This window comes from Arenimonas donghaensis DSM 18148 = HO3-R19 (assembly GCF_000743535.1).
GTDB classification, from domain to species: Bacteria; Pseudomonadota; Gammaproteobacteria; order Xanthomonadales; family Xanthomonadaceae; genus Arenimonas; species Arenimonas donghaensis.
The window spans coordinates 35,552-48,485 of record NZ_AVCJ01000007.1 but is presented as its reverse complement, the minus strand read 5'-3'; the positions used below and the strand labels follow the sequence as shown (position 1 = coordinate 48,485).

The window sequence follows — 12,934 nt, the reverse complement described above, 5'->3', positions numbered from 1 at the left end:
GCGGCTTCCCGCTAGAATCCCTGAAACGCCGGCTTAGCTCAGCAGGCAGAGCAACCGCCTTGTAAGCGGTAGGTCCCCGGTTCGATTCCGGGAGCCGGCACCATCGAGGCCCGCATCACGCATGGCGAGTGATCGCAACGGGAACCAGGTCATCGAAGCCGCGCGGGCGCGGGGAGCGCGTGTCCTGCCCTGGTTGGCCTGGCTGCCGCTGCCGGTCGTGCTGGTCGAGTGGCTGGCCCAGACAGACACCCTGCCTTCGGGCTGGCCCGGCGCATTGTCCTTGCTGGCACCGCTGCTGGTGGCTGCCGGGGCGTTACTGCGGGCCGACCGCCGGCCCGCGATGCGCCTGGCCTGGGCAGTGGCCTTCGCCTGCCTCGCCCTGCTCTGGCTGGCCTGGCCGGCGCAGGTGGCGGACGGGCTGCGCAGTCCGTCGCCGTGGCTGGCCGCGCTGGCCGCTGCGATCGGACTGGGCGCGAGCCTCGGTACCGGAACGGTGGTCGTGGGATTGCTGGCGCGATCCCTCGGCGGCTTCCTCGTGGCGTTCTGCGGGCTGTGCCTGGTCGAGGTCTTCGATGCGGCGCCCGGAAGCGTGGCGCTGGGCATCGGCCCCTCGCTGGCCTACCTGGGCCTGGGGGCGTGGCTGATGACGCGCGACCTCGTGCAGCGCCCGCTGCGCGTGCTTCGGTTCTGCGCCGCGTCGCTGGCGGGGATCGGGCTGCTGGTGATGGCGGGGTGGACGCTGGAAATTCCGTACATCGTGCAGGGCGGCACGGACCACGTGCCGATGCAATTCAACTCCGCGCTGATCGCGCTGCTCATCGCCGGCTCCCTTCGGCTGCTGGCTTCGGGCCATCGCAACATGGCGCTGGTGCCCCTGGCTCCGGTCGTGCTGCTGTGCCTGGCCAGCCTGGCCGAGGAGTACGGCGGGCTAGCCCTGGGCACCGGCGAGTGGCTGCTGACGCACGTGATCGTCGCCGAGGGTGCGGAGCCCGGCCGCATGGCCCCCAATGCCGCGACGGCCTACCTGCTGGCCTGCCTCGGCATTGCCCTGGCTCCGTCTGGCACAACGGCCAGCACCGCGCGCTGGTCGGCGACCTGGGCCTGCGGGTTCGTCATTGCGATGATCGCGGTGATCGTGCTCACGGGCTACGTGCTGCAGATTCCCGCGCTGCGCGGTTGGAGTGGCTACACGCCGATGGCCCTGCTGACCTCGTTGGCCCTGCTGATGACCGGGGTCGCGCTGGTTGCCGCCGGCACCGAGCATCGCAGGGCGCTGCAGGCACGTGCCGGCTGGATGCCTCTGGCAGTGGCTGCGGCGGCCGTCGCCGTTTCCATCCTGGTCTGGTTCCAGATCGACCGGGACAGCAAGGCCAGCCGCGACGCCCTACGACTGCGACAGTCGGAGCTGGTGGAGAAGGCGATCCTCGGTGGCGTCGCGGCGCGCGCGGATGCGCTGCGCCGTACGGCATTCCGGATGTCGCAAGCGTCCGACGAGCCGGCGCGGCTGGCGGCCTTCAACCTGGATGCGCAAATCCATCTCAACGAATTCCAGTCTTTGGTCAACCTGGTATGGGTAGGCCCGGATGCCGTCGTCAGACGGCAGTTTGAGAGCAGCAGCGACAGGGTCAATGTCGTCGGGCGAAAGCTTGATGCCGACCCACTGCGTCGCCAGCTTCTTGAACGCGTGCGGCGTGAGGGTGCACTAGTCCAGTCACCGCCGCTGGTCCTGTTCAATGGCAGCGTTGGCGAGCTTCTGGTGGCACCCGTCCGCCGGGACAACCAGCTCCAGGGGTTCCTGGTCGGCGTAGTGAGCTACGAAAACCTGTTCGCACGTGCGCTGGACGATGTCGCCGTCGAAAACGCCGTGGAACTGAGCTACGGCGACATGCTGCTTTATTCCCGTGGGACGCCGCCGCCGGGAGGCAGTCCGCTTCAGCGCCCGGTACCGGTATCCGGCGCGGACGTTGACCTGAAGGTCTGGTCGGCCGGATCCGAAGCCACGCCCCTGGCGAACATCCTGCTTTTCACCGGCCTGATCACCGGTGGCCTGGTGGCACTGGCACTGCGCCTGGCCAGCCTGGCCCGGGAGCGCGCGGCGGTTGCCGAGCGCCGGGGCCAGGAGCTCAGCCGGCAGGTGGAGGCCGCGGAGATCGCCCGGGCGGCCCTGCAGGAGGCCGAACAGGAACTGTCCTCGGTGTTCGAGAGCATCAGCGACGCGTTCTACACGCTCGACAGCGACTGGCGCTTCGTTTTCGTCAATGCCCGCACTGAACAGCTCATGGCGCGCAGCCGTGACCAGCTCGTCGGGCGCAGCGTCTGGGAGGCGTTCCCGGAAGCGCAGGGGACGGTCATCGAGCGCGAATTCCGTGCCGCGGTCAGCCAGCGGCGCGCGGGGGAGTTCGAGGTGTATTTCCCGCCGCTCGACGGCTGGTTCTTCGCCCGCTGTTATCCGCATCCCCAGGGCCTGGCGGTGTACTTCCAGGACATCTCCGCGCGCAAGCATGCCGAAGACACCGCGAGGCAGGCGCGCGCGGCGTCCGAGCGCGCCCAGCGCATGGCCCGGCTCGGAAGCTGGGAACTGTTGCTCGACTCCGGCGAACTGCGGCTTTCCCCGGAAGCCCAGTCGATCTTCGGCCTGGGCACGACGCATGAAATCCGGAGTTTCGCCGAGCTGGCGAAACGCGTGCATTTCGAGGACCGCGAGCGGCTGCAGCAGGCCAGGCGCCGGCTGCTGGCCGGCGAGGAGTCCGACCTGGAAGTCGAGTACCGCATCCTGCGGCCGGACGGGGAAACCCGCCACGTGCGTGAACTGGGCACCCTGGTGCGCAATGCCGCCGGCGAGGCGGTGGCGGCCTCGGGCGCGATCCAGGACACCACCGACAGCCAGCACGCCCAGAACGCACTGCGCGAGCTGTCGCGACGGCTCGAACAGTCGCTGGTGATGAACCGGCTGGTGCTGGAGAACTCGCTGGACGTGATCTGCGTGCTCGACGCCAATGGTCGCTTCACCCAGGTGTCGGGTGCCTCGGAGGCGGTCTGGGGATACACGCCGGCTGAACTGGTTGGCCGTGCGTATTACGACCTGGCGCACGCCGATGACCGCGCCCACACCCTGCGCGAAGGCGCGGCCGTCCTGGCCGGGCAGCCGACGGTGGACTTCCGCAATCGCGTGGTGCGCAAGGATGGACGGGTGGTGTCCATGCAATGGTCGGCGGTGTGGTCGGCGCGCGAGCGCATGATGTTCGCCGTCGCCCGCGACGTCACCGAAGCCAGTCGCCAGTCGGCGGCACTGGCCGAAGCACGGGCCAGCCTCGAACGCGCCCAGTTGATCGCCCGCATGGGAGCCTGGGAGCTGGATATCCCGAACAACGTATTGCGCTGGTCGGACGAGGTCTACCGGATCTTCCAGGTAAAGGCCGGCGACTTCGCCGGCAACTACGAGGCCTTCAGTGCCCGTGTGCACCCCGACGACCTCGCGGGTGTCGAAGCGGCACAGGCCAGGGCGCTGGCGGGCGAGGGTGAGCTGGATATCGAACACCGCATCGTGCTGCCCGGCGGGGGCGTCGGTTACGTGCACGAGCGGGCGCGGCTGTTCAAGGATGAGCAGGGCCGGCCCTGGAAGCTGGCCGGCAGTGTCCAGGACATCACGGAGCGCAAACGCGCCCAGGAACTCGAAGACGGCCAGCGCCTCATCCTTGCCGGTATCGCCGCCCGGCGCCCGCTGGGGGAGGGCCTGATGGCGATCGTGCGCCTGGCGGAACGCCAGATCCCCGGCGCGGTCAGCTCGATCCTCCTGCTCGACGAGAGCGGCGAGCACGTGCTGGTCGGCGCGGCGCCCAACTTGCCGGCCGAGTACAACGCCGCCATCCACGGGCTGGCCATCGGGCCCAGGGCCGGTTCCTGTGGCACGGCCGCTTACCGCGGTGAGCGGGTGGTCGTCGCCGACATCGACAACGACCCGCTCTGGGAAGGCTACCGGCGCCTGGTGCAGGCGCACGGACTCAAGGCCTGCTGGTCGACGCCCGTCAAGGCTTCCGATGGACGCGTCGTCGCGACGTTCGCTACCTATTATTCCGAAGTTCGCGAACCAAACGAAGACGAACTGAAACTGATCGACGGCCTGGCCGCGCTTTGCGCCGTGGCGATCGAGCACGATGCCGCCTTCCAGTCGATCAGCAACAGCCAGCAGCGGTTCCGGTCGCTGTTCGACGAGCACCCCGACGCCGTTTATTCACTCGACCTGGAGGGTCGCTTCACCGAGGTCAACGAACAGTTCCAGCGCCTGGCCCGGCTGCGGCCGGAGGACGTTCTGGGCAAGCGCTTCGATTCCCTGGTGGTGGAGTCCGAGCGCGGGGTCGTGCGCGCGCATTTCACCGCGGCTACCCACGGGGAAGCGCGCACCTACGAGATGACCGGGCTCGCCAGCGACGGCCAGCGGGTCGAACTGCGGGTGACCAACCTGCCCATCGTCGTTGGTGACCGGGTGACCGGCGTGTTCGGCATCGCCCAGGACATCAGCCTCCTGCGCAAGCACCAGCGGGACCTGTCGGAGGCGCTCGACGGCGCCGAGGCCTTGAGCAGCCAGTTGCACCGGCTCAGCGAGGCGTCGATTTCGGTGAACCGGGACCTGGACGAGGCGACGCTGTACCAGCAATTGGTGGACCGGGCCCGCGAGATCATCGGTGCGCACCAGGCCGTGGTGAGTGTCGAGTCCGGCGACGGGCGCTCGCAGCTGCTCAACGCCGTGTCGCTCTCGGACAAGTATGCGCAATGGCGCGACTATGACGTACCCATCGATGGAAGTGGCATCTACGTCAGGGTCGGTGAACGCCAGCAGCCAATGCGCATGACCCAGGCGGAGCTCGAGGCGCACCCGGGCTGGCGCAACTTCGGTGCCGAATCCGCGCGGCACCCGCCGATGCGCGGTTGGCTGGCGGTGCCGATGGTTGGCAGCGACGGCAAGACGCTGGGCATCCTGCAGCTGAGCGACAAATACCGCGGGGAGTTCAGCGAGGACGACGAACAGGTGGCCCTGCAGTTCTCGCAGATGGCGGTCATCGCCATCGAACGCGCCCGCTTGCTGGCACGGCTGCAGGTTCGCGACCGTTTCTTCGAAATGTCGCTCGAGGTTTTTGTCGTCTACGACCCGGCGAGCGGTCGCTGGGTGCAGGTCAACCAGATGCTGGCCGACATCACCGGCTACAGCCGCGAGGAGCTGCTGGCCAGGCCGATCCTCGATTTCATCCATCCCGACGATGCCCCGTCCACGCGCGAGCGTTCAAACGAGCTTGGGCAGGGACGCAAGGTGCAGACCAGCTTCGTGAACCGTTACGTGAGCAAGGCCGGCGAGGTGCGCTGGATGGAGTGGATGTCGGCGCCCGCCCAAGATGGCCTCGTCTACGCCGTCGGTCGCGACATCACGCAGCGGCTGCAGTCCGAGGCCGCCCTGCGCCAGACCCTGGCCGACCTCAACGCCCGCAACCGCGAACTCCAGGATTTCGCCTTCATTGCATCGCACGACCTGCAGGAACCCCTTCGAAAGATCCGGGCCTTTGCGGACCGGTTGCAGGAACGCCATGCGGACGCGTTGACGGCGGAAGCCCGGGACTACCTGGACCGCACCTGCAAGGCGGCAAGCCGCATGCAGGTCCTGATCAACGACCTGCTGGCCTATTCGCGGGTCGCGGCACGCAGCAAGCCGTTCACGCGAGTAAAGCTGGACGCGGTGCTGGCAGGGGTCGTCGACGACCTCGAGACCAGCCTGGAAGCCAGCGGCGGTCGCGTCGAGGCCGGTGCGCTGCCGGTTATCGAGGCCGATGCCACCCAGATGCGCCAGCTTTTCCAGAACCTCATCTCCAATGCACTCAAGTTCCGGTCCCCGGACCGGCCCCCGGTGATCCGCGTGGAGGCCGAAAAGGAGGCGGGCATGGACGGTCCGGGCTGGATCCTGCGTTTCATCGACAACGGCATCGGCTTCGAGCCGCGCCACGCCGAAAAGGTGTTCGCCCCGTTCCAGCGCCTGCACGGCCGACAGGAATACGACGGTACCGGCATTGGCCTGGCGATCGTGCGCCGGATCGTGGAACGCCATCGTGGCGCCATCCAGGCCGAAGGCCGTCCCGGGGAAGGCGCCAGCTTCGTCATCCGGCTGCCCGAACGGCAGCCGGCGGATAGGGGAACGCTGGCCAATCCGCTGTCCGAACCGTAAAGTCAGGCACGTCAGCCTCAGGACCCCGTCGAGTGATGAACTTGCCGCGCCAACCCATCACCATACTGATGGCAGATGACGACCCTGACGACCGCCTGATGACCCAGGAGGCGTTCACCGAATGCCGGGTGGGCAATCCCCTGCGTTTCGTCAACGACGGCGAGGAGCTGCTCGACTACCTGCATCGCCGGGGTGGGTTCGCCGACGAAGAAGCCTATCCGATGCCCGGCCTGGTGCTGCTGGACCTGAACATGCCGCGCAAGGATGGCCGCGAGGTGCTTCGCGAGATAAAGGCCGACCCGCGCCTGTGCAGCATCCCGGTGGTGATCCTCACGACGTCCAAGGCCGAAGAGGACGTGGTGCGGAGCTACCGGGACGGGGTCAATTCCTTCATCACCAAGCCGGTGACGTTCACGGCCCTGCTGGAGGTCGTGCAGACCCTGGGCACCTATTGGCTGCAGGTGGTCGACCTGCCGCCCGAGGCGGAGGGAAACCGGCATTGAATGACGCCGTGCTCCGCGTGCTGGTCGTCGACGACGACGAGGAGGACTTCCTGATCCTGCGGGACCTGTTGGCGGACTTTCCCCAGGGTCGATTCGAGCTCGACTGGGTGGCCACCCTGGCCGAAGGGGCCAAGGCCCTGCGGGAGAACCTGCACGACGTTTTCCTGGTGGACTACCACCTGGGCCCGGACAACGGCATGGACCTGGTGCGCCTGGCCGTGGCCGAGGGCAGCGCGCATCGCCCGGTGATCATGCTCACCGGCCAGGGCAATCCCGACGTCGACCGCGAGGCCCTGGCCGCCGGTGCCTCGGACTATCTGGTCAAGGGAAACATCGACGCCGAGAAACTGGCGCGGTCCCTGCGTTATGCCGCCGAACGTGCGCGCCAGGTCGCGCAGATCGAAGACGGCAAGCGCCGCTACCGGCAGTTGTTCGAGCTCAATCCCTTCCCGACCTGGGTCTACGAAATCAGCAGTCACCGGTTCGTCGCGGCAAACGATGCGATGGTGGCCAGTTATGGCTACAGCCGGGACGAGTTGCTCGGGATGACCATTTTCGACATCCGTGACCCGGACGAGGCGGAGCGCCTGCGCGCCTATCTGGACGAACGGGACGAGCAGTCCGGCGGCGCGGGTATCTGGCGGCACCGGCGCAAGGACGGGAGCCTGGTGTGGGTCAATATCACCGGCCATGCCCTCGAGCTCGACGGCAAGGCCTGCCGCATGGTGATCGCGCACGACATCACCGAACAACGCTCCACCCAGGAGCGGATGCAGCTGCTGCAGCGGGCGGTCGAGTCGAGCATGAACGGCATCATCATTGCCGATGCCCAGGCCGCGGACCTGCCGATCATCTACGTCAACAGCGCCTTCGAATCCCTGACCGGCTACGATGCCCAAGAGGTGGTCGGCCGCAACTGCCGCTTCCTGCAGGGCGCGGAAACCAGGCAGCCAGAGCTCAAGATCCTGCGCCGGTCGCTGGCGGAAGGCCGCGAATCGAACGTCATCCTGCGCAACTTCCGCAAGGACGGGGAGTTGTTCTGGAACCATCTGTTCACGTCGCCGGTGCGCGACGAGCAGGGCACGATCACGCACTTCGTGGGCATCCTCAACGACCTGACCGAGCGCCGGCAGGTCGAAGCCGAACTCGCCTACGCCGCCAACCACGATGCCGTGACCTCGCTGCCGCTCTACCCGATCCTGGAAGCCGCCATCGCCGGGTTGCTTGAAAGAGAGGGCGCCATGGTGTCCCTGTTGTTCATCGACCTCGACCACTTCCACGCCATCAACGAATCGATGGGACACATCATCGGCGACGAGGCCCTGCGGGTGGTCGCGACGCGTCTGAGCGACGTGCTGGGGGGGCCGGGCTACCTGTCCCGCTTCGCCGGTGACGAGTTCGTCGCCGTGGTGGCCGGCCAAGCCCGGGAGCGTGTGCTCGAAGTGGCGGAAGCGCTCCGGCAGGCCGTGGCCAGGCCCTTGGAAGGCGACGGCTGGAGCCTGTACCTGACGGCCAGCATCGGCATCGCCCGTTCGCCCGACCACGGCGAGTCGGGCGCCGACCTGCTGCGCCGGGCCGAAGCCGCGATGAGCCGGGCCAAGCGCGAGGGTCGCGACACCGTCTGCGAGTTCTCCACCCTGCAGATGCAGGAGCTGGAGGATCGCCTGGTGCTGGGCGCACGCCTGCGCGAGGCGGTCTCGCGCGACGAACTGCAGCTGCACTACCAGCCACAGCTTGCTGCCGGCAGTCGTCGCATCACCGGCTTCGAGGCCCTGCTGCGCTGGAACAGCCCCGACCTGGGCTCGGTTCCTCCGGGACGCTTCATCCCCATCGCCGAATCCCTGGGTTTGATGCCCGAACTGGGTCTGTGGGTGTTGAACGAGGCCTGCCGCCAGCTTCGTGCCTGGCACGACCAGGGCCGTGAAGGGTTCACCGTGGCCGTCAACTTCTCCGCGCACCAGCTGCAGCGGCCGGACATCGTCGACCGCGTGCGCGAGGCCATCGAGCGCCACCAGGTGCCCCGGGGCATGCTCGAGATCGAACTCACCGAAAGCTCGCTGATGGAGAACGTCGACCGCGTGAAAGGGCGGCTGGCCGAGATCAAGGCACTGGGCGTATCGCTTTCGCTGGACGACTTCGGCACCGGCTATTCCAGCCTGGCCTACCTCAAGCAGTTCTCGCTGGACAAACTCAAGATCGACCGCAGTTTCGTCAAGGACCTGCCCGGCGATGCCGCCGACGCCGCCATCGCCCGCACCATCGTGGCGGTCGGGCACGAGTTGAAGATGGTGGTGGCGGCCGAGGGCGTCGAAAACCAGGAACAGGCCGATTTCCTGCTTGAAATGGGCTGTGACGAGCTGCAGGGCTACCATTTCGGGCGGCCGGCCCCGGCCGTCGAGATCGAGGCGCGTTTTCCCCGCGACTGAACGCCGGCCATCGTCCAGGTGGCCAGCCAGCCAGCGTGGGAATATCCTGTGCACCCTGCTTCACAGGAGCCGACGCCATGCGCCGCTTCATTTGCCATAGCCTATTGCTGCTCGCCGCGTTGCCGATGGCCGCCGTCGCGGGCCGCCCTGCGGTATCGCCGGCGGCGGTCGCCGAAATCACCGCCCGCGCCGATGCACCGCTGCTGCTCGACGTTCGTAGCCCCGAGGAGTTCGCCCAGGGCCACCTGCCGGGCGCCGTGCTGATCCCGCACGACCAGCTGGCTTCCCGGCTCGACGAGCTCGACCGGGATCGCTGGGTCCTGGTCTATTGCCGCAGCGGCAAGCGGGCGACCACGGCCCAGGGCATCCTGGAGGACGCGGGCTTCGAGGTCCGCCAGATCCAGGGCAGCTGGCTGCGCTGGCAGGAAGAAGACCGCCCGGTGGTGATTCCGGGCGACGAAAAGGATGCGAAATGAGCCATTCCAAAACCCTTGCGCTGATCGGCGCGCCCACCGACATCGGAGCGGGCCACCGCGGCGCCGTGATGGGCCCGGAAGCCCTGCGCGTCGCCGGCCTGGCCGAGGCCCTGCGTGGGCGCGGCCTGGAGGTCATCGACACCGGTAACCTGTCGGGCCCGGCCAATCCGTGGCTGCCGCCGGTGGATGGCTACCGCCACCTCGAGCAGGTGGTGGCCTGGAACCGCCTGGTGATGGACGCCGTGCGCGACCAGTTGGGCCAGGGCCGGCTGCCGGTGCTGATGGGCGGCGACCACTGCCTGGGCCTGGGCAGCATCACCGCCGTGGCCCGCCATTGCCGCGAGACCGGCAAGAAGCTGCGCGTCATCTGGCTCGATGCCCACGCCGATTTCAACACCAGCGACGTCACGCCCTCGGGCAACGTGCACGGCATGCCCGTGGCCTGCCTGTGCGGCGTCGGACCGCGCCCGCTCACCCATCTCGACGGCGATTCGCCGGCGATGCAGCCCGACCAGATCCGCCAGATCGGCATCCGTTCGGTCGACCAGGGCGAAAAGCGCCTGGTGAAGGAGTACGGGCTCGACATCTACGACATGCGCTACATCGACGAATTCGGCATGAAGCGGGCGATGGAAGAGGCACTGGAGGGCATCGACGAGCAGACCCACGTGCACGTGAGCTTCGACGTCGACTTCCTCGATCCCTCGATCGCACCCGGCGTCGGCACCACCGTGCCGGGCGGCCCGAACTATCGCGAGGCGCAGCTGGTGATGGAGATGATCGCCGACACCGGTCGGCTGGCGTCGCTGGACATCGTCGAACTCAATCCCGCGTTCGACGACCACAACAAGACCGGGCTGCTGGCCGTGGACCTGGTCGAAAGCCTGTTCGGCAAGTCCACGCTGATGCGCGACTGAACCGGGGCGTGAATCATCCGTGAAACCTGCGGCACCGGTGATTGACAGCCGGGCGGCCAAGGATAGACTCAGGGCGCAATCAACCCACAGGAGAGTCCCATGTCACGTACCCGTTGGATGCTGGCGGCCTTGCTGGCCGCGTTCGCGCTTTCCGGCTGCAATACCGTGCAAGGCTTCGGCAAGGATGTCTCCAAGGCCGGCGACGAGCTCGAGGAAGCGGCGGAAGAAGCCAAGAACTGACACCACTGTGTTTCCAGTGGACGAAGGCCGGGCAGCGATGCCCGGCCTTTTTTCGTCGTGTGATTCACGGGTCGGGTGCGAACCCGATCGGGAAGGCCTCCGGCGCCGGTTCGTGCAGGGGCCAGTGACGGGGAAGGATCCCGCGGGCTGCCAGCGCCTGGCTGCCGTCGTAGTAGAGCGAGAGTTGCTGCGCTGGCCAGCGGCTCGCGCGTTCGAAGGTGGTCACCGTGGCGGCGTCCCGGCGTCGTTCGCCATGGCCGGTGCCCACCTGCTGGCGCGCCAGCGACTCGGGCATGTGGCGCGACCCGGCGGACGGCGCGGCGGCATCGGCGGACGCCCCGGGCTTGCCGGACGCCTCCTGGCGCGAGCGGGCGATCGGCGCCGGTGCCTGCCAGGCCGGCGGCTGGCGTTCGCGGAACACCGCCACGCCGATCACGCCGACATTGTCGGGGCGGCCGGTGCGGGCCGCGTAGCTGTCCTGCAGGGCGGTGAAGTGGAATTCGGCGACCTCCGACAGGTTCTTGCGCCAGCCCTTGATCTCCAGGCGCTGCCAGGGTCCGAGCACGTAGCCGGACTGGCCGGTGCCGGCGGTTTCGCCGCTGATCACGTTGACCCCGTCGACCGACACCACCGCCAGGACCCGCTCGCCGCTGGTGTTGTGCAGCACCAGGCTGTAGCGGTGGCCAGGCTGGCCTTCGATGTAATGGCGGCCGCGATGCGGGTGCCAGGGCAGGGCGTGGCCGCGCTCGAGGTCGTGCACCTGCAGGTCGACCAGGGGCGCCTGGCGGGCGCAGGCAGGCAGGCTGGCCAGGGCGGCCAGGGCAAGCAGAAGGGTGGGCAGGGTTCTCATGGCGGGCTCCTTGTTCGGTGTGGGAATGCAACGTTCCCGGGCGCGAAACGGGGTTGGCCCCGGTGACACGGTAAACTTGCCGGGTTTTCCCAGACCGCCACGCCATGACCGTCACCCGCGTCCTTACCGGCATCACCACCTCCGGCACCCCGCACCTGGGCAACTACGCCGGCGCCATCCGCCCGGCCGTGGCCGCCAGCCGCCAGCCCGGGGCCGAGAGCTTCTTCTTCCTGGCCGACTACCACGCCCTGATCAAGGTGCAGGACCCGGCCCGGGTGCAGCGCTCGACCCTGGAAATCGCCGCCAGCTGGCTGGCCTGCGGGCTCGACCCCGACCAGGTCTGGTTCTACCGGCAGTCGGACATCCCGGAGATTCCCGAGCTGACCTGGCTGCTGACCTGCGTCGCCGGCAAGGGCATCCTCAATCGTGCGCACGCCTACAAGGCCGCGGTGGACAAGAACAACGAAGCCGGCGAAGACCCGGACGCCGGCATCAGCGCCGGCCTGTTCATGTACCCGGTGCTCATGGCTGCCGACATCCTGATGTTCAAGGCGCACTCGGTGCCGGTCGGGCGCGACCAGGTGCAGCACATCGAGATGGCCCGCGACTTCGGCGCCCGCTTCAATCACCTCTACGGCGAGCACTTCGTGTTGCCGGAAGCCGCCATCGAGGAAAACGTCGCGACGCTGCCGGGCCTGGACGGTCGCAAGATGAGCAAGAGCTACGACAACACCATCCCCCTGTTCGCGCCGCGCGAGATGCTAAGGAAGCTGGTGTTCTCCATCGTCACCGACTCGCGCGCGCCCGGCGAGCCCAAGGACACGGAAGGCTCGGCGCTGTTCCAGCTGCACCAGGCGTTCGCGACGCCGGCGCAATCCGAACAGTTCGCTCGTGACTTCGCCGAGGGCATCGCCTGGGGCGAGGCCAAGCAGGCCCTGTTCGAACGCCTGGACCAGGAGCTGTCGCCGCTGCGCGAGAAATACGAGGCCCTGATGGCGCGGCCCGACCACATCGAAGACGTGCTGCGGGCGGGCGCGGCGAAGGCACGCGCCATTGCCGGGCCGCTGATGACCGACCTGCGCCGGGCGGTGGGCTTGCGCGACCTGCGCGAGCAGGCGGGCACCAAGGCCGCAAGCCCCGCCAGGGCGGGACGTCCCCAGTTCAAGCAGTACCGCGAAAAGGATGGCCGCTTCCACTTCAAGCTGGTCGACGGCGCGGGTGACGAGCTGCTGACCGGCGGCGGCTTCGAATCGCCGCGCGAGGCCGGCGTGCTGGTGGCGCGACTGAAATTGGAAGGCGCCGCCGGCCTGCATC

The 12,934-nt window shown here is 68.1% G+C and carries 7 protein-coding genes, 1 tRNA gene and 1 pseudogene; 8 read left to right on the top strand and 1 reads right to left on the bottom strand.

The window, feature by feature from the left end:
- Positions 1-27: 27 nt before the first annotated feature.
- The 7 genes from N788_RS05175 (at position 28) to N788_RS05140 (ending at position 10,770) form a co-directional block, all read left to right on the top strand.
- Positions 28-103: transfer RNA gene (locus tag N788_RS05175), tRNA-Thr, on the top strand.
- 18 nt (positions 104-121) lie between these two features.
- The gene (locus tag N788_RS13800) at positions 122-6,208 is read left to right on the top strand and encodes a PAS domain S-box protein (RefSeq protein WP_051924383.1); all 6,087 of its coding nucleotides are present in this window, start codon (positions 122-124) and stop codon (positions 6,206-6,208) included.
- A 68-nt stretch (positions 6,209-6,276) separates the two neighbouring features.
- Positions 6,277-6,711: a response regulator gene (locus N788_RS05160; protein WP_152560382.1), complete on the top strand. Its 435-nt coding sequence runs from the start codon at positions 6,277-6,279 to the stop codon at positions 6,709-6,711.
- Positions 6,712-6,719: 8 nt separating this feature from the next.
- Positions 6,720-9,137 (top strand): two-component system response regulator, encoded by a 2,418-nt coding sequence (locus N788_RS05155; protein ID WP_244444089.1) that lies wholly within the window; start codon positions 6,720-6,722, stop codon positions 9,135-9,137.
- A gap of 77 nt (positions 9,138-9,214) precedes the next feature.
- The gene (locus N788_RS05150) at positions 9,215-9,613 is read left to right on the top strand and encodes a rhodanese-like domain-containing protein (protein ID WP_034221911.1); all 399 of its coding nucleotides are present in this window, start codon (positions 9,215-9,217) and stop codon (positions 9,611-9,613) included.
- The gene (rocF, locus tag N788_RS05145; protein WP_034221908.1) at positions 9,610-10,530 is read left to right on the top strand and encodes an arginase; all 921 of its coding nucleotides are present in this window, start codon (positions 9,610-9,612) and stop codon (positions 10,528-10,530) included. The genes N788_RS05150 and rocF overlap by 4 nt, the downstream gene beginning before the upstream one ends.
- Positions 10,531-10,629: 99 nt before the next feature.
- Entirely contained in the window at positions 10,630-10,770 is a 141-nt protein-coding gene (locus N788_RS05140; protein WP_034221905.1) for an entericidin A/B family lipoprotein, read from the top strand.
- A gap of 64 nt (positions 10,771-10,834) precedes the next feature.
- Here N788_RS05140 and N788_RS05135 read toward each other — a convergent pair whose 3' ends face one another.
- Positions 10,835-11,620, bottom strand: coding sequence for a hypothetical protein (locus N788_RS05135; protein ID WP_034221901.1), 786 nt, complete (start codon positions 11,618-11,620; stop codon positions 10,835-10,837).
- Positions 11,621-11,724: 104 nt separating this feature from the next.
- Here N788_RS05135 and N788_RS05130 point away from each other — a divergent pair.
- A pseudogene (locus N788_RS05130) lies at positions 11,725-12,909 on the top strand (tryptophan--tRNA ligase); the annotation flags it as partial.
- Positions 12,910-12,934 lie beyond the last annotated feature (25 nt).